General features: G+C 71.3%; 15 protein-coding genes, 1 tRNA gene and 1 pseudogene. 6 read left to right on the top strand and 11 right to left on the bottom strand.

The genetic code is table 11. The annotated features are described in order from the left end of the window. The coding region (locus ADL08_RS34575) for a lysine N(6)-hydroxylase/L-ornithine N(5)-oxygenase family protein (RefSeq protein ID WP_053650211.1) at positions 1–1,440 on the top strand (1,440 nt) is incomplete at its 5' end. Between the two features lie 8 nt (positions 1,441–1,448). Here ADL08_RS34575 and ADL08_RS34570 read toward each other — a convergent pair. Next, the gene (locus ADL08_RS34570) at positions 1,449–3,257 is read right to left on the bottom strand and encodes a bifunctional metallophosphatase/5'-nucleotidase (protein ID WP_053650209.1); all 1,809 of its coding nucleotides are present in this window, start codon (positions 3,255–3,257) and stop codon (positions 1,449–1,451) included. Positions 3,258–3,529: 272 nt separating this feature from the next. On the opposite strand from ADL08_RS34570, the gene pyk reads away from it, so the two are divergent. Continuing rightward, the gene (gene pyk, locus ADL08_RS34565) at positions 3,530–4,957 is read left to right on the top strand and encodes a pyruvate kinase (RefSeq protein ID WP_053650207.1); all 1,428 of its coding nucleotides are present in this window, start codon (positions 3,530–3,532) and stop codon (positions 4,955–4,957) included. A gap of 20 nt (positions 4,958–4,977) precedes the next feature. On the opposite strand, the gene ADL08_RS34560 is transcribed toward pyk, so the two are convergent. Continuing rightward, entirely contained in the window at positions 4,978–5,751 is a 774-nt protein-coding gene (locus tag ADL08_RS34560; protein WP_053650205.1) for a hypothetical protein, read from the bottom strand. Positions 5,752–5,862: 111 nt separating this feature from the next. Continuing rightward, a tRNA-Leu gene (locus ADL08_RS34555) sits at positions 5,863–5,937 on the bottom strand. A gap of 112 nt (positions 5,938–6,049) precedes the next feature. On the opposite strand from ADL08_RS34555, the gene ADL08_RS34550 reads away from it, so the two are divergent. Next, the gene (locus ADL08_RS34550) at positions 6,050–6,709 is read left to right on the top strand and encodes an ANTAR domain-containing response regulator (protein WP_053650204.1); all 660 of its coding nucleotides are present in this window, start codon (positions 6,050–6,052) and stop codon (positions 6,707–6,709) included. An 80-nt stretch (positions 6,710–6,789) separates the two neighbouring features. On the opposite strand, the gene ADL08_RS34545 is transcribed toward ADL08_RS34550, so the two are convergent. From ADL08_RS34545 to ADL08_RS34515, 7 genes are all read right to left on the bottom strand, one after another. Beyond that, a complete protein-coding gene (locus ADL08_RS34545) occupies positions 6,790–7,506 on the bottom strand; it encodes an ABC transporter ATP-binding protein (RefSeq protein WP_024757294.1) in 717 nt (238 codons plus the stop codon). Then, on the bottom strand, positions 7,503–8,492 hold the full coding sequence (locus tag ADL08_RS34540; RefSeq protein ID WP_053650202.1) for an ABC transporter ATP-binding protein: 990 nt from the start codon (positions 8,490–8,492) through the stop codon (positions 7,503–7,505). The genes ADL08_RS34545 and ADL08_RS34540 overlap by 4 nt, the downstream gene beginning before the upstream one ends. A 3-nt stretch (positions 8,493–8,495) precedes the next feature. Continuing rightward, positions 8,496–10,334 carry a branched-chain amino acid ABC transporter permease gene (locus ADL08_RS34535; RefSeq protein WP_053650199.1) on the bottom strand — a complete coding sequence of 613 codons (1,839 nt, stop codon included), beginning with the start codon at positions 10,332–10,334 and terminating at the stop codon, positions 8,496–8,498. Continuing rightward, the gene (locus ADL08_RS34530; RefSeq protein WP_053650198.1) at positions 10,331–11,260 is read right to left on the bottom strand and encodes a branched-chain amino acid ABC transporter permease; all 930 of its coding nucleotides are present in this window, start codon (positions 11,258–11,260) and stop codon (positions 10,331–10,333) included. Before ADL08_RS34530 ends, ADL08_RS34535 begins: the two co-directional genes overlap by 4 nt. A gap of 97 nt (positions 11,261–11,357) precedes the next feature. Beyond that, complete coding sequence (locus ADL08_RS34525; RefSeq protein WP_053650195.1) at positions 11,358–12,596, bottom strand: branched-chain amino acid ABC transporter substrate-binding protein; 1,239 nt, start codon at positions 12,594–12,596, stop codon at positions 11,358–11,360. Positions 12,597–13,143: 547 nt separating this feature from the next. Then, the gene (locus tag ADL08_RS34520) at positions 13,144–13,641 is read right to left on the bottom strand and encodes a PaaI family thioesterase (RefSeq protein ID WP_053650193.1); all 498 of its coding nucleotides are present in this window, start codon (positions 13,639–13,641) and stop codon (positions 13,144–13,146) included. Positions 13,642–13,728: 87 nt separating this feature from the next. After that, complete coding sequence (locus ADL08_RS34515; RefSeq protein ID WP_053650191.1) at positions 13,729–16,011, bottom strand: FdhF/YdeP family oxidoreductase; 2,283 nt, start codon at positions 16,009–16,011, stop codon at positions 13,729–13,731. 122 nt (positions 16,012–16,133) lie between these two features. On the opposite strand from ADL08_RS34515, the gene polA reads away from it, so the two are divergent. Beyond that, entirely contained in the window at positions 16,134–18,845 is a 2,712-nt protein-coding gene (polA, locus tag ADL08_RS34510; protein ID WP_053650189.1) for a DNA polymerase I, read from the top strand. A 106-nt stretch (positions 18,846–18,951) separates the two neighbouring features. Next, positions 18,952–19,713, top strand: a pseudogene (locus ADL08_RS39125) (serine hydrolase); the annotation flags it as partial. A 232-nt stretch (positions 19,714–19,945) separates the two neighbouring features. Here ADL08_RS39125 and ADL08_RS34495 read toward each other — a convergent pair. Beyond that, entirely contained in the window at positions 19,946–20,941 is a 996-nt protein-coding gene (locus tag ADL08_RS34495) for a DUF4184 family protein (RefSeq protein WP_053650183.1), read from the bottom strand. Between the two features lie 253 nt (positions 20,942–21,194). On the opposite strand from ADL08_RS34495, the gene ADL08_RS34490 reads away from it, so the two are divergent. Continuing rightward, positions 21,195–23,051 carry a lytic transglycosylase domain-containing protein gene (locus ADL08_RS34490; RefSeq protein WP_053650181.1) on the top strand — a complete coding sequence of 619 codons (1,857 nt, stop codon included), beginning with the start codon at positions 21,195–21,197 and terminating at the stop codon, positions 23,049–23,051. The last annotated feature ends 212 nt before the right edge of the window (positions 23,052–23,263 follow it).

The following is a 23,263-nucleotide window of genomic DNA, read 5'->3' as shown; positions in this document are numbered from 1 at the left end:
GAACAGGACACCGAACGGCCCCAGCACCCCCACAACACACCGCACACCCCCGACACCGACCGCCCCCACGACCTCGTCGGCATCGGCATCGGCCCCTTCAACCTCTCCCTCGCCGCCCTCGCCCACGGCGTCCCCGGCGGCCTCTCCACCGCCTTCTACGAACAGCGCCCCGCCTTCCACTGGCACCCCGGACTCCTCATCGACGGCGCCACCCTCCAAGTCCCCTTCCTCGCCGACCTCGTCACCCTCGCCGACCCCGCCAGCCCCTGGTCCTTCCTCAACTACCTGAAGAGCCGCGAACGCCTCTTCCCCTTCTACTTCGCCGAGAAGTTCCACATCCGGCGCGCCGAGTACGACGCCTACTGCCGCTGGGCCAGCGAACGCCTCCCCGGCCTCCACTTCGGCCACCAGGTCGACTCCGTCCGCTGGAACCCCGAACGCCGCCTCTTCGAGGTCGACTACACCCAGATCGACCCCGACGGCGAAGCGGAAGCCCTCGGCCGCGCCTACACCCGCAACGTCGTCCTCGGCGTCGGCACCGAACCGTACGTCCCCGACCCCCTCAAGCCCCTCGCCGACGCCCCCGGCGTCCCCGTCGTCCACTCCGCCGACTACCTCACCCACCGCGAGACCCTCCTCGCCGCCGGACACGTCACCGTCATCGGCTCCGGCCAGTCCGGCGCCGAGATCTTCCTCGACCTCCTGCGCGCCCGCCCCGCCGGAGCCGAGGGCATCCACTGGCTCACCCGCACCGAGGCCTTCGCCCCCATGGAGTACTCCAAACTCGGCCTGGAGCACTTCACCCCCGACTACACCCGCTACTTCCACGCCCTGCCCGAACAGGTCCGCGACGGCCTCGTCCCCCGCCAGTGGCAGCTCCACAAGGGCATCGACGACACCACCATCACCGCCATCCACGACGAGCTCTACCGCCGCACCCTCCACGGCGGCTGGCCCGACGCCGTCCTCACCCCCGGCGTCCGCGTCCGCACCGCCGGCCGCGTCGCCACCACCCGCGTCGAACTCCACCTCGAACACGTCCAGCAGTCCGCCCGCACCCGCCTCACCACCGACGCCGTCGTCCTCGCCACCGGCTACCGCGAACGCCCCCTCGACCGCATGCTCACCGGCCTCGACCCCTACGTGCGCCACGACTCCGCCGGACGCCCCCGGATCGACGAGCACTACCGCCTCGTCCTCGACCCCTCCGTCACCGGCGCCGTCCACGTCCAGAACGCCGAACGCCACACCCACGGCGTCGGCGCCCCCGACCTCGGCCTCGCCGCCTGGCGCAGCGCCACCATCCTCAACGCGATCACCGGCAAGGAGCCCTACCCCCTCCCGCGCCGCACCGCCTTCACCAGCTTCGGCCTGGAAGCACGAGAGGCGCCCGGCGTTCCGGCCCAGGGCCGGAAGCTGACGCCCCTCGTCCAGCACTGACGTACGGGTCAGAACACCGGCACGCCGTCCCGGGTCAGCCGCCAGTCCACCGACGCGAACTGCCCCGGGTCGACCGTCCCCCTCGCCCGCACCCACTGGATGATCGTGTTGCGGATCTCGTCCGAATTCGCCCACAGCTGCTGCGCGTTCGCCACGTGCGGGAACGCGCCGCCGCCGCTCGCCCGGTAGTTGTTCACCGCGAGGACGAACCGCGCCGCCGGGTCCAGCGGCTTCCCGCCGAAGGCCAGGCCCACGATCCGCGACCCGGCCGGCTTCGCGATGTCGATCTCGTACGTCAGACCCGACACCGCGTCGTAGTTGTAGTCCGGCGTGCCGTCCGCGTTCGTCAGCTTCGCCGTGTCCACCGGAGCCCCCGCCGGAGTCCGCACGTAGTACCGCGCCGAGAACTCCAGGTAGTCCTTCAACTGGGCACCCGTGAGCAGCCGCGCCTCGAGCGTGTTCTCGAACGGATACAGCCCCGCCGCGTCCTTGATCGTGACCTGACCGGCCGGAATCCGGGCCGTACGGGAGAAGCAGGAGGCCTGCGAGAGCACCGGCAGGTCCGCGTACGCGCCGCCCGCCAGCGCCGCCTTCACCGTCTCCGCCTGCACCACGTTGATCAGGTCGATGATCGGCTCGTCCTTCCACGGCGCGTCCGCCGTGGTCATCGCCGCGACGGAGGTGCCGATGACCTGGTTGACGTACGCGACGACCTTCCGGTGCTCGTCGGAGAGCAGCCGCACGATCTTCCGGTCCTCCTCCACCGTGTTGGAGTTCAGGACCTGCGCGCCGACCTTCTCGACGGTCCAGCGGCCCCGCTCCCACACCAGGTCGAAGTCGAAGAGGGTGAGGCGCTGGCCCCACTTCAGCGGCTCGGAGAGCACGACCTCCTCGCCCGTCTCCTTGTTCGCGACCCGGTACTCCGGGATCTCGGTGTGCGCGTGCCCGACCAGGATCGCGTCGATGCCCGGCACCTGCTCGGCCACGAGCCCGGCCGCGTTCTCCACGTACGGCAGCTGGTCACCGTACGAGGACGTCCCGCTGGAACCGGAGTGCGCCGAGACGACCACCACGTCCGCGCCCATCGAGCGCAGCTTCGGCACCCACTTCGCGGCCTGCTCCTCCAGACCCGGGAAGACCATCTTCCCGCCGACGTTCGCCTTGTCCCAGATCGCGATGCCCGGGTTGGTCAGCCCGAGCACGGCCACCCTCACGTCCCGCCCGCACGGCGTCCGCAGCCGGTGCATGCTGTACGGGGCGAACGCCGGCCGCAGCGTCTTCGCGTCGAGCGCGTTGGCACCGAGCAGCGGGAAGTCGCACTGCTCCTCGAACTTCCGCAGCACCGGGATGCCGTAGTTGAACTCGTGGTTGCCGAGGGCGGCGGCGTCGTAGCCGATGGCGTTCATCGCCTGCGCCATCGGGTGCACCGGGCCGCGCCGCGCGGTGATCGGGTCGACCTTGGCGTAGTAGTACGACAGCTGGGTGCCCTGGATGGTGTCACCGGCGTCGATGAGGAGGGTGTTGCGCCTCCCCTTCTCCTTCCGCACCCGCTCGACGAGCGTGGAGATCTTGGCGAGGCCGACGTCGTTGTGCGCCTTGTCGTCGAACTCCTTGTCCGTGAAGTAGTCCCAGTTGAAGACGTTGCCGTGCAGGTCGGTCGTCCCCATGACGGTGAAGGAGTACCGCACGGCCGGCTTCGGACGGTGGCCGTGCCCGGGTCCGTGGGCCTCGGCGGGGGCGACGGCCCCGGCGGTGAGGGCGGCCCCGGCCCCGACGGCGGCGGAGCCCTCCAGGAACGTCCGGCGGTTCAACGGCATGTGCTTCTCCTTGGTCCAGTGGCGTCGCTCAGGTGCACAACGCGCGTAGATTCTGGCCCAGGAGAACCGTCCGCAACAGGCCCCGCGGGTTACGGAGTGGAAAAGTGTTCGATGTGCGGACGCCGTCGGGCCGCCGGAAAAGAGCCGAAAAACGCTCATCGGAGCACCCCGCCGCACAGATTCAAGTCTTGTCAACAACCTTTCACGGAAAGGTTGTTGGGTAGTCATGACAGGCGGATTCGCTACCGGCCGGTAAGCCCTAGGCTCGTCCCATGCGCCGAGCGAAAATCGTCTGCACCCTTGGGCCCGCCACCGAAACATACGACCAGATCAAGGCATTGATCGAGGCCGGAATGGACGTCGCCCGCCTCAACCTCAGCCACGGCACCTACGCCGAGCACGAGGAGCGCTACCAGCGCGTCCGCAAAGCCTCCGACGAGACCGGCCGCAGCGTCGGCGTCCTCGCCGACCTTCAAGGCCCGAAGATCCGCCTCGGCCGCTTCCGCGAAGGCCCCGTACTCCTTGAACGCGGCGACGAATTCACCATCACCGTCGAACCCGTCGAAGGCGACCGCCACACCTGCGGCACCACCTACCCCGGCCTCGCCGACGACGTCACCACCGGCGAACGCATCCTCGTCGACGACGGCCGCGTCACCCTCGAAGTCACCGCCGTCGACGGACCCCGCGTCCGCACCCGCGTCGTCGAAGGCGGCATGGTCTCCGACCACAAGGGCCTCAACCTCCCCGGCGTCGCCGTCTCCGTCCCCGCCCTCTCCGACAAGGACATCGAAGACCTCCGCTGGGCCCTGCGCACCGGCGCCGACGTCATCGCCCTCTCCTTCGTCCGCAGCGCCCGCGACATCGAGGACGTCCACCGCGTCATGGACGAGGAGGGCCGCCGCCTCCCCGTCATCGCCAAGATCGAGAAGCCCCAGGCCGTCGAGAACATCGAAGAGATCGTCGCCGCCTTCGACGGCATCATGGTCGCCCGCGGCGACCTCGGCGTCGAAATGCCCCTGGAACAGGTCCCCATCGTCCAGAAGCGCGCCGTCAAACTCGCCAAGCGCAACGCCAAACCGGTCATCGTCGCCACCCAGATGCTCGACTCCATGATCGACAACTCCCGGCCCACCCGCGCCGAGGCCTCCGACGTCGCCAACGCCGTCATCGACGGCACCGACGCCGTCATGCTCTCCGGCGAGACCAGCGTCGGCCGCTTCCCCGTCGAAACGGTCCGCACCATGAGCCGCATCGTCGAAGCCGCCGAGGAGGACGTCCTCGCCAAGGGCCTCCCCCCGCTGACCGAACGCAACAAACCCCGCACCCAGGGCGGCGCCGTCGCCCGCGCCGCCGCCGAGATGGGCGACTTCCTCGGCGCCAAGTTCCTCGTCGCCTTCACCCAGTCCGGCGACACCGTCAAACGCCTCTCCCGCTACCGCTCCCCGATCCCCCTCCTCGCCTTCACCCCCGACCCCGCCACCCGCTCCCAGCTCAACCTCACCTGGGGCGTCGAGACCTTCCTCGGCCCCCACGTCGACTCCACCGACGCCATGGTCGCCCAGGTCGACGAGGAACTCCTCCGCATCGGCCGCTGTGCCAAGGGCGACATCGTGGTCATCACCGCCGGCTCCCCACCGGGCGTCGCCGGCTCCACCAACCTGGTCCGCGTCCACCACATCGGAGAACCCCTGACGTAACCGGCACGCCGCACCGGGGCTCAGGACTTGGGCCCCACGTGAAGATCCATGAGCGCGACGGAGGCCTTGCGGGCGACGGAGACGTTGTAAGGGGTGGCCCCCCGGGAGGTGGTCGTCCATTCGACACCGACCCTGTCGAGGGCGTCGCCGAGCAGCTTCCGGATGTCGTCCGACTTGTTGGTGAAGAAGTACCGCGGGTACTCGTACCGCTTGCGCTCGCCACCGACGAGACGGGTGGCCCAGTTGGTGATGCGGCATCCGTCGGAGTGGATGAGACCGCGTACGAACTGCCAGGGTTGATCGGTCACGATCCGTTGCTGCCACGGCTCCAGGCGGATGGGCCGCTCGTGCTTCTTTCCGGGGCCGTGTTGGGGGAAGAGGCATTTCCAGTGCCGACCGTAGCTCGTGACCATGACGCACCCCTGCTTCTGCAGCAAGCAGGCACTTCCCGTGGGTTGTACGGCCAGGACTGCCGAGCGGCACGCCTCGATCAGACCGGGCCAGGCGTTCGCGCAGGCGATGCGGAGGTGATGACCGCCGCGAGGGTGATCGCTGATGCAGCCGTCACCCAGGTAGAGCCCGAGCAGATAGGCGTACGAGGCGGTGTCGTCCGGCGGGCCGGGAAGCGGACGGCACCTCGGACACGGTCCGCCCATGCGGGGGAGGGGCTCAAGACGTGTCTGCCAGGCGCGTAGCGCGGCCCGGGAGATACCGGTCTGCTTGCTCACCGAGTTGAGGCTGCGTCCGTCGCCGAGGAGGGCGAGTGCGTGCGAACGCGTTGCGAGGTCGTACATGGATGCGAGCTTTGTGGAAATCGAATCGCCGTGTGCCGGATTCGAAACGGCGCTCACCTGTGTGAGTGAATGGCCGCCGAGTGCGGCTGAATCTTAGAAACGAAGGAAAAGTGCCCCAGGTGGGATTCGAACCCACACTGTCCGCTGTTTGAGAGCGGCCTCTCTAACCAGTTGGAGTACTGGGGCCTTCGAAATGCAGGCCTGTGCAAGCCCTGCGGACCACTACCTTACAGGAGGTGGGTAGGCTCATGGGGAGCTGTATCCGCCTCGGAACGAGGCCATCGAACGAGGAGCCCCCGTGACCGCCCCCGAGTCGCCCCAGCCCGCCGACGACGCCGAGGCGCCGCACGTCCCGCCGCTGACGACCCGTGTCGTCATCGCCGAGGACGAGGCCCTGATCCGCCTCGACCTCAAAGAGATGCTCGAGGAAGAGGGCTACACGGTCGTCGGCGAGGCCGGGGACGGCGCCAAGGCCGTCGAACTCGCCCGTGAGCACCGCCCCGACCTCGTCATCCTCGATGTGAAGATGCCCGTCCTCGACGGCATCTCGGCCGCCGAGAAGATCGCCGGCGAGTCCATCGCCCCCGTCCTCATGCTCACCGCCTTCTCGCAGCGCGAGCTGGTGGAGCGGGCCCGGGACGCCGGGGCCATGGCGTACCTGGTGAAGCCCTTCAGCAAGAGCGACGTGGTGCCGGCCATCGAGATGGCCGTCTCCCGGTTCGCGGAGCTGCGGGCCCTGGAGAAGGAGGTCGCCGACCTCTCCCAGCGCCTGGAGACCCGCAAGCTGGTGGACCGGGCCAAGTCGGTCCTGCAGACCCAGTACGGCCTGACGGAGCCGGCCGCGTTCCGCTGGATCCAGAAGACGTCGATGGACCGCCGCATGTCGATGCAGCAGGTCGCCGAGGCCGTCATCGAGGACGCCGAGGAGAAGAAGGCGGCCAGGAACAAGGAGCAGTAGCCCGCTCCGTACGGCAGAGGAGAAGGCCCGCCCCACGGCACTGTGGGGCGGGCCTTCCGTCTTGGTGCGGGCGGGGCGGGTCAGTCCTCGCCGAGGTACGCCTTGCGGACGGACTCGTCGTGGAGCAGGTTCTGTCCGGTGCCCGAGAGCACGACCTTGCCGATCTCCATGACGTGGCCGTGGTCCGCGAGGGCGAGCGCGGCCTGGGCGTTCTGCTCGACGAGCAGGATGGTGGTGCCCTGGGCCTTGAGCTCGGCGATCGTGGCCATGATCTTCTGCATCATGATCGGGGAGAGGCCCATGGAGGGCTCGTCGAGCATGAGCAGCTTGGGCTGGGACATCAGGGCCCGGCCCATGGCGAGCATCTGCTGCTCGCCGCCGGAGAGGGTGCCGGCGGCCTGCTTGCGGCGTTCGCCCAGGATGGGGAAGAGGTCGTAGGCGCGCTGGACGTCCTTGGCGATCCCCGCGGTGTCCTTGCGGAGGAAGGCGCCGAGGAGGAGGTTCTCCTCGATCGTCATCCGGGGGAAGATGTGGCGTCCCTCGGGGGAGTGGGCGAGGCCCAGCGAGACGATCTTGTGGGCGGGGATCTTGCGGAGGGACTTGCCCTCGAACTTGATCTGGCCGCCGACCGGCTTGAGGAGCCCGGAGAGGGTCCGCAGGGTGGTGGTCTTGCCGGCGCCGTTGGTGCCGATGAGGGTGACGACCTCACCGGCGTCGACGGAGAAGGAGATGCCCTTGACGGCCTCGATCTTTCCGTAGGCGACGCGCAGGTCCTCGACTTCGAGCAGTGCGGTCATGCGTCGTTCTCCTTGCCCGAAGCAGGGTCGTGCGGGGTGTCCTCCGAGGCGTCGTCGGGAACCGGTGCCTCGGGGGTCTCGTCGGCCTCCGGGGCGTCCTCCGCGGCCGGAACGACGGCCGGAACGACGGCCGGAGCGGCGACCGGAGCCGCGGCCGTGGCCGGGGCCGTGTCCGACTCGACGGGCTCGCCCAGGTAGGCGGCGATGACCCGCTCGTCGCTCTGGACGGTCTGGCTGTCGCCCTCGATCAGCTTCTGGCCCTGGACGAGTACGGCGACCCGGTCGCAGAGGTTGAAGATGAAGCGCATGTCGTGCTCGATGACGAGGACGGCGACGCCCATGTCCCGGATGGCGAAGATGAGTTCCTCGGCGGCCCGGGTCTCCTGCGGGTTCATGCCGGCGGTGGGCTCGTCGAGGAGGATCAGGCCGGGGTCGCTCGCGAGGGCGCGGGCGATCTCCAGCTTGCGCTGCTCGCCGTAGGGGAGGTTCTTGGCGAGGTGCTGCGCCTTGTCCTGCAGGCCGATGAACTCCAGGAGCTCCATCGCCCGCTTCGACGCTTCCGCCTCGGCCTTCTTGAAGCCGGGGAGGCGGAGCAGGGCGGACCAGAGACCCTGCTTCATCCGGGTGTGGCGTCCGACGAGGACGTTCTCCAGGACGGTCATGTTGTGGAAGAGGCGGATGTTCTGGAAGGTGCGCGCGATGCCGGCGTCGGTGACCTTGTACGACGTGGGCGGCAGGACCGTGCCCTTGTACCGGACCTCGCCCTCGGTGGGGACGTAGAGGCCGGTGAGGCAGTTGAAGAAGGTGGTCTTGCCGGCGCCGTTGGGGCCGATGAGACCGACGATCTCGCCGCTGTTGACGGTCAGGTTCACGTCGCGGACGGCGGTGAGGCCGCCGAAGCGCATGGTGACCCCGCGCGCGTCGAGGACGGTCTCGCCCGCGGTCGGCGCGGTGGTGGCGCCGGCGGTCTTCGTGGTGGTGGTCATGGTTCAGGCACCTGCCTTGGCGAGCGTGGCGGGCGTCTCGTCCTTCTCGTGGAACTCCAGCTGGTTGCGCCGGTTGGCGATCATGCCCTCCGGACGGAAGCGCATGAGCAGGATCAGCGCGACGCCGAAGGCGAGGAGCTGGAACTCGCCCATGAACTGGAGCTTGTTGGGGATCAGGAAGAGCAGCGAGGCACCGACCAGCGGGCCGCTCATCGTGCCCATGCCGCCGAGGACGACGGCCGCGAGCAGGAAGGCGGAGTTGGGCGGGATGGGACCGGCGAAGAGGTACTGCTCCGGGGTCACGGTGTAGGTGACGTGGGCCTGCACGGTGCCGGCGAGGCCGGCGAGCGCGGCGCCGAGCGCGAAGGCGATGAGCTTGACCCGGAAGCCGTTGATGCCCATGGCGAGCGCGGCGGTCTCGTCCTCGCGGATGGCGACCCAGGCGCGGCCGATGCGGGAGTCGCCGCTGCGCCGGAAGACCAGCACGACGACCGCCATGATCAGCAGCATCAGGAAGAAGTAGTTGGCGAAGCGGCCGATGGTGAACCCGGCGATCGAGTGCTCGGCGCCGAAGTCGAACCCGAAGATGTTGAGGTTCGGGATGGACGCGATGCCGTTGGAGCCGTTGGTGATGTCGGGGCCGGAGGTGCCGTCGGTGTTGTTGACCGCGATGCGGAAGATCTCGCCGAAGCCGAGGGTGACGATGGCGAGGTAGTCGCCGCGCAGTCGCAGGGTGGGGGCACCGATGAGGACGCCGAAGACCAGGGACGCCGCCGCGCCGACCAGGACGGCTGCCCAGAAGGGGAAGTGCACGCCGAAGGGGGAGGTGGGGGCGCCGGAGACGAGGGCGGCCGCGTAGGCGCCGACGCCGAGGAAGGCGACGTAGCCGAGGTCGAGGAGACCGGCGAGGCCGACGACGATGTTGAGGCCCAGGGCGACGGTGGCGAAGATCAGGATGTAGACGCCGAGCGTCGCGTACTGGTCGTCGGTCTGGGTGAAGGGGAAGAGTGCCGCGGCGGTGAACGCGCCGGCGATGGAGAGGTTCTGGTGCTTGCCGGTGAGCTGTGTGGCCTGGGCGATGAGGCCCGACTTGTTGAGCGCCGCGAAGCCGATGCCGGTCGTGATCAGGAAGCCGAGGAACAGTTCGTCGTACTCGGTGCCGACGCCGTAGGTGAAGACGCCGAGCGCCACGGCGAGGACGCCGGTGATGATCAGGATCTCGACGGAGGAGTGCATCGTGGGGAGCTTGCGGACGGGGCCGCTGGTGAAGGCGGCCTTGAAGGTCGTCCAGCCGTTGCCGCACCGGTGCTTGAACTGGTCCCAGCCGGTGTCCTCGGGGTCCGTCGGCAGCAGCTTCGGCCGCGCGAAGGGGAGGGCGAGGGCGCCGAGGAGGGCGACCAGGGCGGCGATCGCGACGACCGCGCCGCCGGGCTCCAGGTTGACGGGGCCGCCGAGCGTGACGCTGATGGCTCCGACGGTGAACCAGGCGATGGCGAAGTTGGCGAGTGCGGCGAGCTTGAGTGCCGCGTCGCCGCCGGCGGGGGTGAGCCAGCGGGTGCCCTTGACGCCGTAGGAGGAGAGGGCGAAGAGGGTGGTGAGGAGGCCCGTGACCAGGACCTGCATCTGCAGGCCGCCGGGGGAGCCGTAGAAGGTGAGGTCGCCGGGGAAGCGGGGGGTCCAGGTCCATGCGAGGAAGCAGCTCGCGATGGTGAGGACGCCGCCGCCGAGGGCGAGGGCGCGGGCGGCCTTGGCGGGGATGAAGCCGATGAGTCCGGTCGCCGCGGCGGGCTCGGGGGCCGGGGCCGCCTTGGTGTTCTCGGAGATGGTGGTCATGGTGCTCACGCCCTGTCCGCGACGCGCTCGCCGAGGAGGCCTTGTGGCCGGGCGAGGAGTACGACGATGAGGAGTACGAAGGCCCAGACGTCGGCCCAGGACTGGCCGCCGAGCTGCTCCATACCGGGGATGTGGCTGATGTAGGCCGTTGCCATGGTTTCGGCGATGCCGAGGACGACTCCGCCGATCATGGCTCCGTAGATGTTGCCGATGCCGCCGAGGACCGCGGCCGTGAAGGCCTTGAGGCCGAGGAGGAAGCCCATCTTGTAGTCGACGACGCCGTACTTCAGGCCGTAGGCGACGGCACCGACGGCGGCCATCGCGGCGCCGAGGGCGAACGCGATGACGATGATGCGGTCGGTGTTGACGCCCATGAGCTTCGCGGTGTCCGGGTCCTGCGCCGTGGCCTGCATGCCGCGGCCGGTGCGGGTGCGCATGACGAAGAAGGCGAGGAAGGCCATGCAGACGGGGGCGGCGATCAGGAGGAAGACGTCGCCGGTCTGGATGGTGACCGGGCCGAGTTCGATCGCGCCGCCGGGGATCTGCGGGAAGGTCCGGGCGGACTTCGCCTCGGGGTACAGCGACCAGACGGCCTGCTGGAGGGCGAGCGAGAGGCCGATGGCCGTGATGAGCGGGGCGAGGCGGGGGCCGCCGCGGAGCGGACGGTACGCGAGTCGTTCCGCTCCGACGGCTATCGTCGTCGCGACGAGCACGGCTCCGATGATCATGAGGGGCAGTGCGACCCACATGGTGGTGCCGCCGGGCAGGATGAGCCAGACCGTGAGGGCCCCGAAGCCGCCGGTCATGAAGATCTCGCCATGGGCGAAGTTGATGAGCTGGACGATGCCGTAGACCATCGTGTAGCCGACGGCGACCAGCCCGTACATGGATCCCAGTAGCAGGCCGTTGACCAGCTGCTGCGGCAGTTCGTTCACCGCATTGTCCTCCGAGACTTTCGACGGATGTGACACCGCGCGGGGAGCCTGGTGCGGCGCCCCGCGCGGTGAGGGTGGTGCTGGGAGAGGGGGTGTGTCAGTTGCCGAAGGTGCCGGACTTGACCGGCTTGAAGGCGCCGCCCTCGACCTTGTAGACGGTCAGCTGCTTGTTGGTGGTGTCACCGAACTCGTCGAAGGAGACCTTGCCGGTCACGCCCTCGAAGGAGACGCCCTGGAGGGCCTCGACGACCTTGGCGCGGGCGTCCTCGGGGAGCTTGCCGTTGTTGCCGTCGACGACCTTCTTGACGGCCTCGATGATGGACCAGGTCGAGTCGTACGAGTAGCCGCCGTAGGCCTCGTAGGCCTCCTTGTAGCCGCCGGTCTTGTAGTCGGCCAGGAACTCCTTGGCGGAGGCGAGGGACTCGATCGGCGCGCCGACGGAGGTGGCGATGTCGCCGTTGGCCGCCGCGGCGCCCGCCAGCTTCACGTACTCCGGGCTGTAGAGCGCGTCGCCGCCGACGACGGTGACCTTCGCGCCGGCTTCCTTGATCTGCTTGGCCAGCGGGCCGGCCGCCGGGTACTCGCCGCCGTAGTAGACGACGTCGGCGCCGGAGCTCTTGACCTTGGTGGCGACCGCGGAGAAGTCCCTGGTGTCCGGGTTGATGTGCTCGGTGCCGAGGACCTTGCCGCCGAGCTTCTCGAACTCGCCCTTGAAGGTGCCCGCGAGGCCGGCGCCGTAGGTCTTCTTGTCGTCGATGATGAAGGCCTTGGTCTTCTTGGCCTCGTTGAAGACGTACTGGGCGGCGAACGGGCCCTGGACGGCGTCGGTGGTGGCGGTGCGGAAGTACGACTTGTAGGCGCGCTTCTTGTCGCCGGTGCTCCAGTTGACGCCCTGGCTCAGTGCCGGGTTGGTGTTGGCCGGGGAGACCTGCACCAGCTTGGCGTCGTCGAAGACCTTCTGCATGGACTCGGCGACGGAGGAGTTCAGCGGGCCGACGACGCCGAGGACGCTCTTGTCGGCGACGAACTTGGTCGCGTTCTGCTGGCCGGCGGAGGGCTGGGCCTGGTCGTCGAGGGACTCCAGCTTGAAGGTGACGCCCTTGACGTACTGCTTCTTGTTGGCCGTCTTGACCGCGAGGTCGGCGGAGTTCTTGATGCCGAGGCCGAGGGCGGACAGCTCACCGGTGAGCGGGGCGTCGAGGCCGATGGTCACGGTGACGTCGCCGCTGTCGCCGTTGCCGGCGCCGCCCTTGTCGTCGCGCGAACCACAGGCAGTGAGCGTGAGGGCTCCCGCGGTGACCGCGGTGGTGAGTATGAGCAACGAACGGTTTCGCACGAAGGGTCCTTTCCCTGGCGCGGCCCCCTCGGACGAGAGCGGTGCCGTGAAGCTGCGGAATGAGGGGTGCCGTTTTGGAACGCCGGGCCGTACTGGGGTGGTACAGGGCCGTGCAGTAGGACGCGCCCGGCGGCGCGGTGACTGGCGGTGACTCTAAGCGCAGGTGGGGAGGGTCGGGGAGCGGCGAGGTCAGGATGTGACTGTCTTGTTATGCCGACGGGGGAAGAGTGTGCGCGGCGGCTGGGCAAATCGGTACATAAGTGTTCTTTATGCGGTGTTCACATAGTGAGAACGTGCAGTTCCGCTAAGGGGCTTGAGTGATTCTTGGTCCTGACGGTGGCCTTCCGGGACTCTCCGGATATCGGACAGTGGCAGAAACCTCAGCGGACGAACCGGCTCCTCCGCTTCGCGGGATTCCCCATCGCACGAAGATCACGCAGAGTGACGAAGAGCGAGGGCGGGATGACGCAGGGGAGGGCGCGGGGAACGGCGGAGGGGGCGGCACCCGCCGGGTGCCGCCCCCTCCGTCCTGCCCTCCGCGCGGGTCTCAGGCGCTCGCGCCCGCCCCCGGGACGTTCTCCGCGTCCTTGGGGGTGATCTCGCGCAGCAGGCAGGTCAGCCGCGCCGAGCAGACCCGCCGGTCCTGCTCGTCGGTGATCACGATCTCGTACGTGGCGGTGGACCGCCCGCGGTGCACCGGGGTCGCCACGCCGGTCACCAGGCCGCTGCGGACCCCGCGGTGGTGGGTGCAGTTGAGGTCGACGCCGACCGCGATCCGGGAGACCCCGCCGTGCAGCATCGAGCCCACGGAGCCGAGCGTCTCGGCGAGGACCGCCGACGCCCCGCCGTGCAGCAGCCCGTACGGCTGCGTGTTGCCCTCCACCGGCATGGTGCCGACGACCCGCTCGGCCGAGGCCTCCAGGATCTGCACGCCCATCCGGTTGCCGAGGTGCCCCGCCGAGAAGAGGGCGGGGAGGTCGACGCCGAGCGCCGCGTACTCGTCGATGACCTCCTGCGGGAACTTCACGTGCTGCTGCTCACCCATGGCCCGGCTCCGTTCGTCTTCGCGCGGCCGCTGATCGCGCGATCCCGCTGACCGCACTGGTTCCGCCCGAGCGTACTGAGCGTCCGCTCAGGTGGAAGGGGATTGTTCCAGACGGACGATCACGGACTTGCTGGCGGGGGTGTTGCTGACGTCCGCCGTCGACTCCAGCGGCACCAGGACGTTCGTCTCCGGGTAGTAGGCGGCCGCGCACCCCCGGGCCGTCGGGTAGTGCACCACCCGGAAGCCGGGCGCCCGCCGCTCGACGCCGTCCGTCCACTCGCTCACCAGGTCCGCGTACGCCCCGTCGGCCAGGCCGTGCGCCGCCGCGTCCTCCGGGTGCACCAGGACGACCCGGCGGCCCCCCTTGATGCCCCGGTAGCGGTCGTCCAGGCCGTAGATCGTGGTGTTGTACTGGTCGTGCGAGCGCAGCGTCTGGAGCAGCAGCCGGCCCTCCGGCACCCGCGGGTACTCGACGGGCGCGGCCGTGAAGTTCGCCTTGCCCGTCCTCGTGGGGAAGCGGCGCTCGTCGCGCGGGGCGTGCGGCAGCGCGAAGCCGCCCGGGTCCGCCGCGAGCCGGGCGTTGAAGTCCTCGAAGCCGGGCACCACGCGCGCGATGCGGTCCCGGATCCGGGCGTAGTCGGCCTCGAACTCCTCCCAGGGCGTGGCGGACCGGTCTCCGAGGACCGCGCGGGCCAGCCGGGCCACGATCGCCGGCTCGGACAGCAGGTGCGGGCTCGCCGGGGGCAGGTTGCCCCGGGAGGCGTGCACCAGGCTCATGGAGTCCTCGACCGTCACGAACTGCCGCCCGCCCTTCTGGACGTCCTTGTCGGTGCGGCCGAGGGTGGGCAGGATCAGGGCGCGCGTGCCCGTCACCGCGTGCGAGCGGTTCAGCTTCGTCGACACGTGGACGGTCAGCCGGGCCCGGCGCATCGCCGCCTCCGTCACCTCCGTGTCGGGCGTCGCCCCCACGAAGTTGCCGCCCATCGCGAAGAACACCTTCGCCTCGCCGTCGCGCAGCGCCTGGATCGAGCGGACCACGTCGAAGCCGTGGTGGCGCGGCGAGACGATGCCGAACTCCTTGTCCAGGGCGTCGAGGAACGCGGGCGCGGGGCGCTCGAAGATGCCCATCGTCCGGTCGCCCTGCACGTTCGAATGGCCGCGCACCGGGCACACGCCCGCGCCCGGCCGCCCGATGTTCCCGCGGAGCAGCAGCAGGTTGACCACCTCGCGGATGGTCGGCACGGAGTGCTTGTGCTGGGTGAGGCCCATCGCCCAGCAGACGATCGTCCGCTCGGAGGCGAGGACCATCTCCAGGGCCCGCTCGATCTCGGAGCGCTCCAGACCGGTCGCCGCCAGCGTCTCCGCCCAGTCGGCCTCCCCGGCCGCCGCCGCGAACTCCTCGTACCCGTGGGTGTGTTCGCGTACGAACTCCTCGTCGACGGCCCCCGGGGTCGCCAGGACCAGCTTGTTGAGGAGGCGGAAGAGGGCCTGGTCGCCGCCGATCCGGATCTGGAGGAAGAGGTCGGTGAGCGCGGCGCCCCTGAGCATGCCGCGCGGGGTCTGCGGGTTCTTGAACCGCTCCAGGCCGGCCTCCGGCAGCGGGTTCACCGAGATGATCCGGGCGCCCGCGGCCTTCGCCTTCTCCAGGGCCGACAGCATCCGGGGGTGGTTCGTCCCCGGGTTCTGCCCGGCCACGACGATCAGGTCCGCCCGGTGCAGGTCCTCCAGGGAGACGCTGCCCTTGCCGACGCCGATGGTCTCCGTCAGCGCCGAACCCGAGGACTCGTGGCACATGTTGGAGCAGTCCGGCAGGTTGTTCGTGCCGAACTCGCGGGCGAAGAGCTGGAGCAGGAACGCCGCCTCGTTGCTGGTGCGGCCCGAGGTGTAGAAGAGCGCCTCGTCGGGGGAGTCCAGGGCCCGCAGCTCCTCCGCGAGGATCGCGAAGGCCCGCTCCCAGGTCACCGGCTCGTACCGGTCGCCGCCCTCGGGGAGCAGCATCGGCTGCGTGATGCGGCCCTGCTGGCCCAGCCAGTACCCGCTGCGCTCCGCCAGGTCCGCCACCGGGTGCGCGGCGAAGAACTCCGGGGTGACCCGGCGCAGCGTCGCCTCCTCGGCGACGGCCTTCGCGCCGTTCTCGCAGAACTCCGCGACGTGCCGCTTGTCCTCCTCGGGCCAGGCGCAGCCGGGACAGTCGAAGCCGTCCTTCTGATTGACCTTGAGGAGGGTCCGCGCGGTGCGCAGGGAGCCCATCTGCTCCCGGGCGATCCGCAGGGTGTGCCCGACGGCGGGCAGCCCGGCGGCGGCGTGCTGCGGCGGCGTGACCTGCGGTGCGTCCTGGACCGGGTCACCGGCCGGCGGCTTGCTGACCATCGCGCTCTCCCTTGAGCGGTCGTCCTGCGGCGTACGTCTCCGATCCTGTCACGCGCCACCGACAGACCGGCACCCCGGCCGGTGAGGAGGGGATTGTCGGTGGGCCGTGGCAGGATCGTCCCGTGGCCCAGACAGCATCGAAGAACACCGCAGACACCCGCCCCCGCCTGCTCCTGATGGACGGGCACTCGCTCGCGTACCGGGCGTTCTTCGCGCTGCCCGCGGAGAACTTCACCACCGCGACCGGGCAGCCGACGAACGCGATCTACGGGTTCGCCTCGATGCTGGCGAACACGCTGCGCGACGAGGCCCCCACCCACTTCGCGGTCGCGTTCGACGTGTCCCGCAAGACCTGGCGGTCCGAGGAGTTCCCCGAGTACAAGGCGAACCGCTCGAAGACCCCCGACGAGTTCAAGGGGCAGGTCGAGCTGATCGGCGAGCTGCTCGACGCGATGCACGCGCAGCGCTTCGCCGTCGACGGCTTCGAGGCGGACGACGTCATCGCCACCCTCGCCACGCAGGCCGAGGCCGAGGGCTTCGACGTCCTGATCGTCACCGGCGACCGGGACTCCTTCCAGCTCGTCACCGACCACGTCACCGTGCTCTACCCGACCAAGGGCGTCTCCGAGCTGACCCGCTTCACCCCGGAGAAGATCCAGGAGAAGTACGGCCTGAGCCCCGCGCAGTACCCCGACTTCGCGGCCCTGCGCGGCGACCCGTCCGACAACCTGCCGGGCATCCCCAAGGTCGGGGAGAAGACCGCCGCGAAGTGGATCGGCCAGTTCGGCTCCTTCGACCAGCTCGTCGAGCGGGCCGACGAGGTCAAGGGCGTGGCCGGGCAGAACTTCCGCGACCACCTGGAGTCGGTCAAGCTCAACCGGCGCCTGACCGAGATGGTCCGGGACGTCGAGCTGTCCAAGACCGTGGCCGACCTCGCCCGCGAGCCCTACGACCGCGCGGCCCTCGCGCTCCTCCTGGACACCCTGGAGATCCGCAACCCCTCCCTGCGCGAGCGGCTCCTCGCCGTCGACCCGGGCGCCGCCGAGGAGGCCGCCCCGCCGCCCGCCGCGGGCGTCGAGCTCGACGCCTCCGTCCTCTCCGCCGGCGAGCTCGCCCCCTGGCTGGCCGAGCACGGCACCGGGCCCCTCGGCGTCGCCACCGTGGACAGCTGGGCGCTCGGCGCCGGCAGCGTCGGCGAGGTCGCCCTCGCCGCCGCCGGGGGCGCCGCCGCCTGGTTCGACCCCAGCGGGATCGACGAGGCCGACGAGCGGGCCTGGGCCGCGTGGATCTCCGACCCCGACCGCCCCAAGGTCATGCACAACGCCAAGGGCGCCATGCGGGTCTTCCCCGAGCACGGCTGGAGCGTCGCGGGCGTCACCATGGACACCGCCCTCGCCGCCTACCTCGTCAAGCCCGGCCGGCGCTCCTTCGCCCTGGACGCGCTCTCGATCGAGTACCTCGGCCGCGAGCTGGCCCCCGCGGCCGCCTCCGACGGGCAGCTCGCCTTCGGCGCCGACGACACCGCGGAGGCCGAGGCCCTCATGGCCCAGGCCCGCGCCGTCCTCGACCTCGGCGGGGCCTTCGAGGAGCGGCTCGGCGAGGTCGGGGCCCGCGAGCTCCTCCACGAGGTCGAGCTGCCCACCTCCGTCCTCCTCGCCCGCCTGGAGCGGCACGGCATCGCCGCCGACCGCGAGCACCTGGAGGCCATGGAGCAGCAGTTCGCCGGCGCCGTCCAGCAGGCCGTGAAGGAGGCGCACGCCTCCGTCGGCCACGAGTTCAACCTCGGCTCGCCCAAGCAGCTCCAGGAGGTCTTCTTCGGCGAGCTGAACCTGCCGAAGACCAAGAAGACCAAGACCGGCTACACCACGGACGCCGACGCGCTCGCCTGGCTGGCCGGCCAGACCGAGCACGAACTGCCCGTGATCATGCTCCGCCACCGCGAGCAGGCCCGGCTCCGCTCCACCGTCGAGGGCCTGATCAAGACCGTCGCCGCCGACGGCCGGATCCACACCACCTTCAGCCAGACCGTCGCCGCCACCGGCCGCCTCTCCTCCACCGACCCGAACCTGCAGAACGTGCCGGTGCGCACCGACGAGGGCCGGGCCATCCGGCACGGCTTCGTCGTCGGCGAGGGCTTCGAGGCCCTGATGACCGCCGACTACAGCCAGATCGAGCTGCGGGTCATGGCCCACCTCTCCGAGGACGAGGGCCTCCTGGAGGCCTTCACCTCCGGCGAGGACCTGCACACCACCGTCGCCTCCCAGGTCTTCGGCGTCGAGCGGTCCGCCGTCGACGCCGAGATGCGCCGCAAGATCAAGGCCATGTCCTACGGCCTGGCCTACGGCCTCTCCGCCTTCGGCCTCGCGCAGCAGCTCACCATCGACCCGGCCGAGGCCCGGATCCTCATGGAGACCTACTTCGAGCGCTTCGGCGGAGTGCGGGACTACCTGCGCCGGGTCGTCGACGAGGCCCGCGCCACCGGGTACACCGAGACGATGCTGGGCCGCCGCCGCTACCTGCCCGACCTCAACAGCGACAACCGGCAGCGCCGCGAGGCCGCCGAGCGGATGGCGCTCAACGCCCCCATCCAGGGCACGGCCGCCGACATCGTGAAGGTCGCCATGCTGAACGTCGACCGGGCGCTCACGGAGGCGGGCCTCACCTCCCGGATGCTCCTCCAGGTCCACGACGAAATCGTGCTCGAACTCGCCCCCGGCGAGCGCGAGCAGGTCGAGGCCCTGGTCCGCGAGCAGATGTCCGGCGCGGCCCATCTGCGCGCCCCGCTCGACGTCTCCGTCGGCGTCGGCCGGGACTGGGACTCCGCCGCGCACTGACACCCCCCGTCCCCCGGGCCCGTACGGACGCCGTACGGGCCCGGGGGCGTCCGGGCCCCCGCGCCGCGGGTCGGAGGGCAGCCGTCACGGCCCCCGGGGGCGGGTGATGTGCGCCGGATGGACCACTCCGGAGGGCGCCTCGGCGGCCGGGCTCACGAGACTGAGCAGCATGATCACGAGCCGCCGTGCCCGCCTCCGCGCCTGGGCCCTGCTCGGAGCCGTACTCGGGGCATCGGGCACCTCCTGGCCCGCCGAGGCGCACCGGGCGCCCGCACTCTGCACCTCGTCCCGCGAACCGGCCCTCGCCGCCCGGCTGTCCCAGGACATCGCGACGGCCCTCAGGAACCGCGACGGCACGGTCTCCGTCGCCCTCCACGACCCCGGGCGCGGACTGCGCTGCCGGCTCGACGACGCCCTGGTGTACGACTCCGCCAGCGTCGCCAAGGTCCTCATCCTGGAGGCCGTCCTCGGGCGGGCGGCGGAGCTCGGCCGCGCGCCCACCCGCCTGGAGTCCCAGCGGATGAGGGCGATGATCACCCGCTCCGACAACAAGGCGGCCGGCGAGCTGTGGCAGGGACTCTCCCGCGCCCGCCTCACCCGGGTGCTGCGCGACGCGGGCGCCCGGGACACCGTCCCCGGCCACGGCGGCTACTGGGGCCTGACCCGCACCACCGCCCGCGACCAACTGGCCCTCCTGGCCGCGGTGTCCCGCCGCGCCGAGGCGCTGTCCCTGATGGGCCAGGTCGTCCGCGACCAGGCCTGGGGCGTCACCTCGGGCGCGCCCCGCACGGTCAAGGTCCACCTCAAGAACGGCTGGCTGCCCCGCGCCACCCACGCCTGGCGCGTCCACAGCGTCGGCGTGGTCCGCCCGGCCGCCGGCAAGGGGAGGACCGGGGGCGGGGGAGCGGGCGCGGGGACGGGGACGGGCCTCGTCCGGGGGGCGGCCGGCGCCTCCGCGACCGACTACCGGCTCGCCCTCCTGAGCCACGGCAACCCCACCATGCGGTACGGCATCCGCACCCTGGAGGGGGTCGCCCTGGCCGTGCACCGCGGGCTCTCCGGCAGCGCGGCGGCCCGTGGCTTCACCCCCTCGGGGAAGATCAGCGAGGTCCCGGACGGGAGCGCTCCGGCCGGGACGCCCGGCCTTCTCGGAACGCCTGCTCCTCCCGGGGCGCCCGGCCTTCTCGGAACGCCTGCTCCTCCCGGGGCGTCCGGTCCTCCTGGGGCGTCCGGTCTCCTCCCTCCGCATCCGGGAGGGCCGTGGCCGGGGTCCCCGCGGCCGGAGCGGGCGACGCTCCCCGCAGCCGCGCCCCCGTCCCGTACAGCACGAGCCCGACGGCGAGTCCGGCGCCGGCCCCGAAGCACGCCGTCGGAATGACGTCCAGGGGCGTCTCGATCCGGTCCCAGCCCCAGTACGCGGCCCAGCGCAGCACCCGGTGGGCGACCCCGGCGAGGACGCAGCCGCCGATGAGCCCGGCCGCGACGAGCCGCCCGCGCCGGTCCGGGACCGGCACGCCGGCGGGCAGCCCGGCCCCGGGCGCGGTGGCGCGCAGCGCCCGGGCGGCGAACCGGACGAGGAGCCCCAGGGCCAGCGCCGAACCCCCGTACTGCGCGTAGAGGTAGACCGGGAAGCCGGCCACGACCTCGCCGAGGAAGGGGATCGCCCGGGTGCCCCAGCGGTCGATGTGGGTGAACGAGTCCCACACCACGTGGGTCGTGGCGCCCAGCGCCGCCGAGAGGACGAACCAGCCCGCGAGCACGACCGGGTGCCGCTCCCGCCAGCGGCGGCCCACGACGAGCCCGTACACCCTGCCCCGCCACCGGGCGGGCAGCAGCGCCACGAGCGGCTCGCGCACGGTCAGCCACAGGGCGACCAGCGCGGCCGTGATCAGCACGTCGGCCGTGACGATCCCGACGGGGGAGTGCGTCACGTCCCCGAAGGCCATCGCGTCGGGGAACGCGGTGGCGGCGAAGTAGGTCATGTCGGGTGCGAAGGAACCCGCGACGAGGGCGGACGCGACCAGCGGCCCGTGCGCGGTCCCGTTCCGGCGCAGCCCGGGCAGCACGGCGGCGGCGTGGCCCAGCGTGAACGGCAAGGGGGGCTCCCGGGGTTCGGACGGCGTCGGCCGGTGGGCGCCGGCCGGCGGTCCATGATCGGTCGCAGTGCAAGAGTCGCCCGGCACCCCGGTCGGTTCCCGTCCCCGTCTGGTCGGCAGGCGGCCAAGAGGTGACGAAAGCGTGAAACACGGTCACCGCCCGGTACTCGCCGGTACGGAGTTGGCATAGGGTCACCGGAGGCCACGCGCGGGGAGCGTGGGGCCGCAGTCGATCGGGGAGGGGACGACGGATATGGCACCGGACATCGGCCGCCGGCTGCGCAGGGGGGCCACCAGCGGTGCGGTGGTGGCCGCGGCGGTCGCCGCGCTCGCCGCCTCGCAGGCACCGGAGGCGATCCAGCCGACCACGGACAACTCCGGCGGCGACCGCGCCGTCGGCGCCGGGGAGACCGCCCCGCCGTCCGGCGAGGGCTCCGCGACCGGCGACTCGCCGTACTACACGGAACTGCCGCCGCTGAAGACGCCGAACAAGCCGGGCAAGCCCGGGACGAGCGTCAACCTGCCGGTGATCATGGGGCCCGCCGAGGCCGGCATACCCGCGTCCGTCCTGTCCGCCTACAAGCGGGCCGAACAGTCGATCCGCTCGACCGACCCCGGCTGCAACCTGCTGTGGCAACTGCTCGCCGGAATCGGCAAGGTCGAGTCCGGGCAGGCGCGCGGAGGCCGGGTCGACGCCAACGGCACGACCACCTCGCCGATCCTCGGCCCCGCCCTCAACGGCGTCGGCTTCGCCGACATCTCCGACACCGACGGCGGCGCCTACGACGGCGACAAGGTCCACGACCGCGCCGTCGGCCCCATGCAGTTCATCCCGTCCACCTGGGCCACCTGGGGCCAGGACGCCAACGGCGACGGGAAGAAGGACCCGAACAACATCTACGACGCGGCGCAGGCCGCCGGTCTCTACCTCTGCGCCAACGACCGCAACCTCGTGCTCAGGGCCGACCTCGACCGCGCGGTCCTCAGCTACAACCGCTCGACCGAGTACCTGAACACGGTCCTGTCCTGGTTCGAGTACTACAAGCGCGGCACCCACCAGGTCCCGGACGGCACGGGCGTGCTGCCGGTCGACCGCAGCGACAACCGCCGCCCGAGCGGCTTCCCCAGCCCCACCGCGCCGTTCCGGCCCGCGCCGACGTCCCCCTCCCCGACGTCCCCCGCGCCGAAGCCGGGCACCCAGAACCCGAAGCCGTCGGAGCCGTCCGGCCCCGGGACGACCAAGCCGCCGACCGTTCCCAAGCCGCCCACCACCGACCCGGTGCCGCCGCCGGCCACACCGGCCGGGAAGGTGGCGGCGCTCGCCGTCGCGGCCAACGGACAGCTGACCGCGACCACCGGCAGCGACTTCGCGAAGACCCCCCGGGTCGCGGCGCTCGACGCCTCGGGCAAGCCGGTCTCCCGGGTGAGCGTCCGCTTCGAGATCGTCGGGACCACCGACACCCGCTTCGCCGGAGGAAAGACCGCCGTCACGGCCACCACCACCGCGGCCGGCATCGCCTCCTCCCCGGCGCTGCGGGCCGGCGAGAAGACGGGGGCGTTCAAGATCCGGGCCACCGTCGTGGGCCGGACCCTGGACGCGGCCGACTTCGCCGTGACCGTCACGGAGCGGCGGGCGGACACCCTCGTCCGCGTCGGCGACGACCCGCTGTCGGCCGCCACCGGCACCGCCTTCGACCAGCGGGTGCAGGTGAAGGCCACCGACAAGGGCGCCCTCGCCCCCGGCGTGCTCGTCACCGCGGAGATCGTGACCTCGAAGACGGACCCGAAGCCGGTCGACGGCGGTCCGACCTTCAAGAGCACCTCCTCCCGCACCGCCACCCTCCCGACCGCCACGGACGGCACCCTCACCTTCAAGGCGGGCGACCTCCTCGCGGGCGACAAGGCGGGCACGTACTACCTCAAGCTGACCGCGCCCGGCGGCGGCGTCCTCTTCGTCGAGCTCAAGGTCGCCGCGCCCACCACCACCCCCACTCCGGAGCCCACCGAGACCGGTACGCCCGAGGCCTCCACCTCTCCTTCCCCGTCCACCTCTCCCTCGTCGTCCTCCACGCCGACGGCCTCTTCCTCCTCCGCCTCCCCCAAGGCCTGACCGCTCCACCAGGGCTTGGCCGCCTCACCAGGGCCCGACCGCCCCGGCCCGCCCGAGGCCCGGCCCGCCCGAGGCCCGGCCTGGCCCGGCCGCACCGCGTCTCCCCGCGCCGCTCCCTCCGTCCGCACCGGACGAGGGGGCGGCGCGCTTCGCGTTCCCTCCCGGGAGTCACCCCCTCCCCGAGCGACCTCTCTCCCCGAGCCACCGCTCCC

It is taken from the genome of Streptomyces sp. NRRL F-6492 (genome assembly GCF_001280125.1).
GTDB lineage: Bacteria > Actinomycetota > Actinomycetes > Streptomycetales > Streptomycetaceae > Streptomyces.
The sequence above is the reverse complement of the archived record's forward strand: the minus strand, read 5'-3'. Positions and strand labels throughout refer to the sequence as shown.

Coding starts and splice junctions, on each gene's coding strand:
- ADL08_RS34520 (WP_053650193.1), bottom strand. CDS start 13,641: ATGGGTGAGCAGCAGCACGTGAAGTTCCCGCAGGAGGTCATCGACGAG.
- ADL08_RS34560 (WP_053650205.1), bottom strand. CDS start 5,751: ATGTACGACCTCGCAACGCGTTCGCACGCACTCGCCCTCCTCGGCGAC.
- ADL08_RS34570 (WP_053650209.1), bottom strand. CDS start 3,257: ATGCCGTTGAACCGCCGGACGTTCCTGGAGGGCTCCGCCGCCGTCGGG.
- ADL08_RS34490 (WP_053650181.1), top strand. CDS start 21,195: ATGGCACCGGACATCGGCCGCCGGCTGCGCAGGGGGGCCACCAGCGGT.
- ADL08_RS34540 (WP_053650202.1), bottom strand. CDS start 8,492: ATGACCACCACCACGAAGACCGCCGGCGCCACCACCGCGCCGACCGCG.
- pyk (WP_053650207.1), top strand. CDS start 3,530: ATGCGCCGAGCGAAAATCGTCTGCACCCTTGGGCCCGCCACCGAAACA.
- ADL08_RS34545 (WP_024757294.1), bottom strand. CDS start 7,506: ATGACCGCACTGCTCGAAGTCGAGGACCTGCGCGTCGCCTACGGAAAG.
- ADL08_RS34515 (WP_053650191.1), bottom strand. CDS start 16,011: ATGGTCAGCAAGCCGCCGGCCGGTGACCCGGTCCAGGACGCACCGCAG.